At 75.4% G+C, this 4,297-nt stretch carries 6 protein-coding genes; all 6 read left to right on the forward strand.

Features of this window, described 5'->3' with window-relative positions; all coding sequences use genetic code 11:
• Nucleotides 1-382: winged helix-turn-helix transcriptional regulator (locus tag ACFU99_RS34995; protein WP_384400032.1), on the forward strand; the 382-nt coding region annotated here is incomplete at its 5' end.
• A complete protein-coding gene (locus ACFU99_RS35000) occupies nt 379-873 on the forward strand; it encodes a hypothetical protein (protein WP_384400035.1) in 495 nt (164 codons plus the stop codon). The genes ACFU99_RS34995 and ACFU99_RS35000, both read left to right, overlap by 4 nt.
• Nucleotides 870-1,814: an MFS transporter gene (locus ACFU99_RS35005; protein WP_384400046.1), complete on the forward strand. Its 945-nt coding sequence runs from the start codon at nt 870-872 to the stop codon at nt 1,812-1,814. Before ACFU99_RS35000 ends, ACFU99_RS35005 begins: the two co-directional genes overlap by 4 nt.
• A 35-nt stretch (nt 1,815-1,849) precedes the next feature.
• Nucleotides 1,850-2,152, forward strand: a complete 303-nt coding sequence (locus ACFU99_RS35010; protein WP_384400038.1) for a hypothetical protein — start codon at nt 1,850-1,852, stop codon at nt 2,150-2,152.
• A 53-nt stretch (nt 2,153-2,205) separates the two neighbouring features.
• Entirely contained in the window at nt 2,206-3,435 is a 1,230-nt protein-coding gene (locus ACFU99_RS35015) for an acetyl-CoA carboxylase biotin carboxylase subunit family protein (protein ID WP_384400040.1), read from the forward strand.
• The coding region (locus tag ACFU99_RS35020; protein WP_384400043.1) for a DUF317 domain-containing protein at nt 3,432-4,297 on the forward strand (866 nt) is incomplete at its 3' end. The genes ACFU99_RS35015 and ACFU99_RS35020, both read left to right, overlap by 4 nt.

Consider the following 4,297-nt stretch of genomic DNA (forward strand, 5'->3'; position numbering starts at 1 on the left):
CAGCGACGGGAGCAACGTCTACCCGCCGCTGCGCCAGCTCGTCGCCGACGGCCTGGTCGACACCGACGGCCCCGGACAGCCCTACCGCCTCTCGGCGGCGGGCGACGGCCTGGCACCGGTCCTGGGCGCGCTGTCCGCGTGGTCCGCCGGACACCCCCTCGCCCACGCCGCCCGGCACCCGGTCTGGGGACACCCGCACGAGGGGAGCGCGCCGCAGCCGTGGGTCAGCAACCTGCCGCGTCCACCGGCTCCCACGGCCCAGCCCGTGCCGGTTAGCGCGGGGCAGATCGGGCCCTCGGCGTGGCACAACCGCGACCTGTTCTCCCACGCCGCCCCGGCCCGCCCGACGACGGCGCTTCCGGCGGGAGGCCCGCGCCGATGACCGCCTCGTTCAGCGCGGCCGACCTGCGCCACACCGTGGCGATACTGTCCTCGCCCTCCGTGATCCGTCTGATCACCGAGATCGACGACAACGGCCCGATCGCGCCGCGCGGGCTGGCCCGCACGCTCGCCGACCTCTCCCCGCACCGCCTGCGCCAGGCCACCGGCGCGGCCCGCGCCCTCGGCCTCATCCACGGCCGCCCCGCCGACGGGCTGTGCCTGACGGTGGCCGGCGCGGAGCTGGCCGACGTCTACGACGCCACCGCCCGCTGGGCCCGCCGCCACGCCTACCCGAGGGCGGCGGCGGACTTCACCAGCCGCATCCAGCACACCTTCCGCCTGCTGGAGCAGACCCTCGCCCCCAACGCGGCCGATGACCGCGGCCCGGCGCACGCCCGGCTGCCCGGTACGCGGGCCGACGCGGATCCGGCCGGTCCCCGGGAACTGCTGCGCCAGTGGCTGAGTACGTACGCCGCGCGGCCTGCCGCGTGAGCGGGCACCCCGCGCCCCGGTACGACCGCCCCGCCGCGGGGCTGCTAAGCGGCATCTATCTGCCTCGCACGGCCGATGCTCTCGTTTTGGCGATGTCGACGTACGGCCTTCCGCTCCTGGTCCTGGCCACCACCGGGTCCGGGGCCCTGACGGGGCTGGCGTTCGCCCTGGAATGGGTGCCCCGGCTGGCGGCGTTCGGGTGGGCCGGGGCGCTGGTCGACCGGCACGGGGCCGCGGCCGTCTTCTGCCTCGCCTCCCTCGGCCGCGCGCTGGCCCTCGCCGCCGGCGCCCTCGCCCTCTTCCTCCACCCGGCCGGCGCGGGGGCGCGAGTGGCGGTGATGATCCTCGCGGCCGTGACGGGGGCGCTCACCGAGTTCAGCTATATCGCGGCCGAGACCGCCGGCGCCGCCGCCGGCCGCCGGGCCGGGCCGCGGGCCCACCGCATCCAGGCCGCAGGTCCCGTGATCGTCGTCGACCACTACGGGCGGTCGACCACCGCCGTCGGCCTCCTCTGGTCCGCCGCCGCGGCGGCCACGTTGCTGGCCGTCGCCGTCTGCCGGTTCGCGATCGACCGCCTCGGCCTGTGGCCCGGCGGCGCCACCTGCGCCGGACTCGCCGCACTGGCCTGCCTCGCCGCCGCCCAAGCCTCCGACTACCTCATCTATCTGGTCCTGGTCGCGGTCCTGATGGCGGCGGACGGCGGCCTGAGCGTCGTCCTGCGCACGCTGCGCTCCCGCCTGATCCCCCCAGCCCAGTTCGGCAGCACCCTCGCGGCGAGCATCTTGATCCTCTTGCTGCCGTTCCCCGTCGCCGGCGTCCTGACCGCGCTCACGCCACCCGCCGCGCTGGGCCACGTCTTCACTGCCTGCGCCGCCTTGCAGGCACTCGGGCTGTTCCTCGCCTTCGCCCGCCTGCGCACCGACCCCGCCCTGCGCACCTGACCCCAGCCCTCCTCAGCGTTGTGGAGAACTTCCTCGTGTCCTCTTCCTGCCCCGCAGCGCACCGTGCGGACGGTCGCACCATCACCGAGCGGTTCCACGCCTTCCACACCCATAACCCGCACGTCTTCCGCGCCCTGGAGCGCATGACCGCCCGCCACCTCGCCGCTGGCGCCACACGGGTGGGCCTCAAGGACCTCTTCGAGGACCTGCGCCGCGATCTCCCGGACGGGGTGGCCGGGCTGAACAACAACTTCACCGCCCTCTACGCCCGCCAGCTGATCGCCGCACACCCCCAGTGGAGCAGCGCGTTCGAGCTGCGCCGCCGCCGCGCCGCCTGAGCACCCGTTGCACTCCCACCGTCTTGCCGTTCACCGATTCGGAGAGTTCCTTCTTGTCCGCTCGCCCCGTCGTGCTCGTCGTCTCGCCCGGCGACCAGACGTATCGCGGCTACTGCCTGGAACAGGTGGCCGCCATCTATGACGTCGTCCTGCTGACCGCCACCGAACCGTCATGGGAGCAGCCACACATCGTCGACCACGCCGTCGCCGACCTCCGCGACGACGCCGAACTGCTCGCCGCCGGCCGGGCCCTGGCCGCACGCCACGAACTGGCCGGCGTCCTCACCTGGGACGAGTGGTACCTCGTTGCCACCGCGCGCCTCGCCTACGCGCTCGGCCTGCCGACGAATCCCATCGAGACGGTGCGGGCGTGCCGCAACAAGGCCACCGCCCGGGCGTTGTTCGCCCGCGACGGGGTGCCGTCGGCGGCCGCGATGCGGGCCCGGACCCTGCTGGAGGCCGGACTGGCCACGATGGCCCTCGGCTACCCCGCCGTCCTCAAGCCCACCGCGCTGGCCGCCGGCATCGGCGCGATCCGTATCGACCGGCCCGAAGAACTCGCCGACGCCTACCAGTTCGCCGCATCCGCCGCAGACCGGAGCCGCGAGGACACCGCCGTGCTGGTCGAGGAGTACCTCGACGGCCCGGAACTCTCCGTCGAATGCGTCACCCACCGCGGCACCACCACCGCCGTCGCCGTCACCCGCAAAACCCTCGGACCCCCGCCGTACTTCGTGGAGACCGGGCACACCGTCGACGCCGGCGACCCCCTCCTCGCCCAGGCCGCGCCGGTGGCCGCCGCCGCGATCAAGGCCCTGGGCCTCACCGACGGCATCCAGCACGTCGAGATGCGCCTGGTCGACGGCCGGCCCCGGCTGATCGAGGTCAACGCCCGCATCGCCGGCGACCTGATCGGCCACCTCGTCCACCTCGCCACCGGCATCGACCTGGCCCGGGCCGCCGCCGACCTCGCCTGCGGCACCGCGCCGGACCTCACCCCCACCCGCCACCGGGCTGCGGGCATCCGCATGCTCTACCCCACCGCCTCGGGCGCCCTCACCGCACGGCACATCAACCCGCCTTTCGCCACCCGCGCCCGCTGGCTGCGGCAGGTGAAGTGGACCCGCCGGCTCGGCGACCGGCTCCTGCTGCCCCCGGAGGGCGACGTGTTCACCGCCCGCGCCGGGCACTTCATCGTCACCGGCCGCGACACCACCACGGTCAACGAACGCCTCGATGCGACCGCCGCCGAGATCACCGTGACCACCCGGGCACACCGATGAGCGCCCGCCCCGATCCGGCTGACGACCTCGACGGGGACGTCTACGTCTTTCCGCGGCACCTGGCCGCCGCCACCGCGACGGGCGACCCGGCGCTCGCCCCGCTCCTCGCGCTCGGCTGGGACCTGCACCACGACGACCTCGCCAACGTCTACGTCCAGGCCCCCGACGGCCGGGTCCGCCTCGGCTACCTGCCCGAGGGCGAGGACGACGGACTGTGGCGCATCAACGCCTACCAGGACGCCTTCGCCCCGCCGACCTGGGGCGCCTGCTTCAACGACAACTGCCCCACCGAGTTCGTGACCGCCTTCACCACCGAGCTCGCCGCAGCGTACGAGCAGGGGCCGGACGCCTACCTCGCGGCGCCGGACCACCTGCACGCGGACCGCGACCCGTACCGCGCGGTCGCCCCGCTCATCCACCGCGGCTGGCAGATCAGCACCTCCCAGCAGGGCGTCTTCGCGATCCAGGCACCCGACGGGCTCGCCCGGCTGGAGTTCACCCGCGGCCACCTCGACCCGGAGGCCGAGCTGACCACCCGCACCGCCCGCTGGCACCTGTGGGCCGGCACCTCCACCGACCGCGCTGCCTGGTACGCCACCGCCAGCACCGACACCCCCGCCGCCCTCCTCGCAGCCGTCACCGAATGCGTCAGCGACCCCGCCCCGCTGCCCCGATGGCGAAGCGAGACCTTCAGCTACGCCGAGGGCCTGGCCCAGCTGATCCCCATCGTTCCCCCACAGCCGCCGGCCCCCCCCCCCCCCCCTGTGGGCCCGGGCCCCCCCCCCCCCCCCCCCCCCCCCCCCCCCCCCCCCCCCCCCCCCCCCGGCGCCCCCCCCCCCCCCCCCCCCCCCCCCCCCCCCCC

Source organism: Streptomyces sp. NPDC057654 (assembly GCF_042800135.1).
GTDB lineage: Bacteria > Actinomycetota > Actinomycetes > Streptomycetales > Streptomycetaceae > Streptomyces.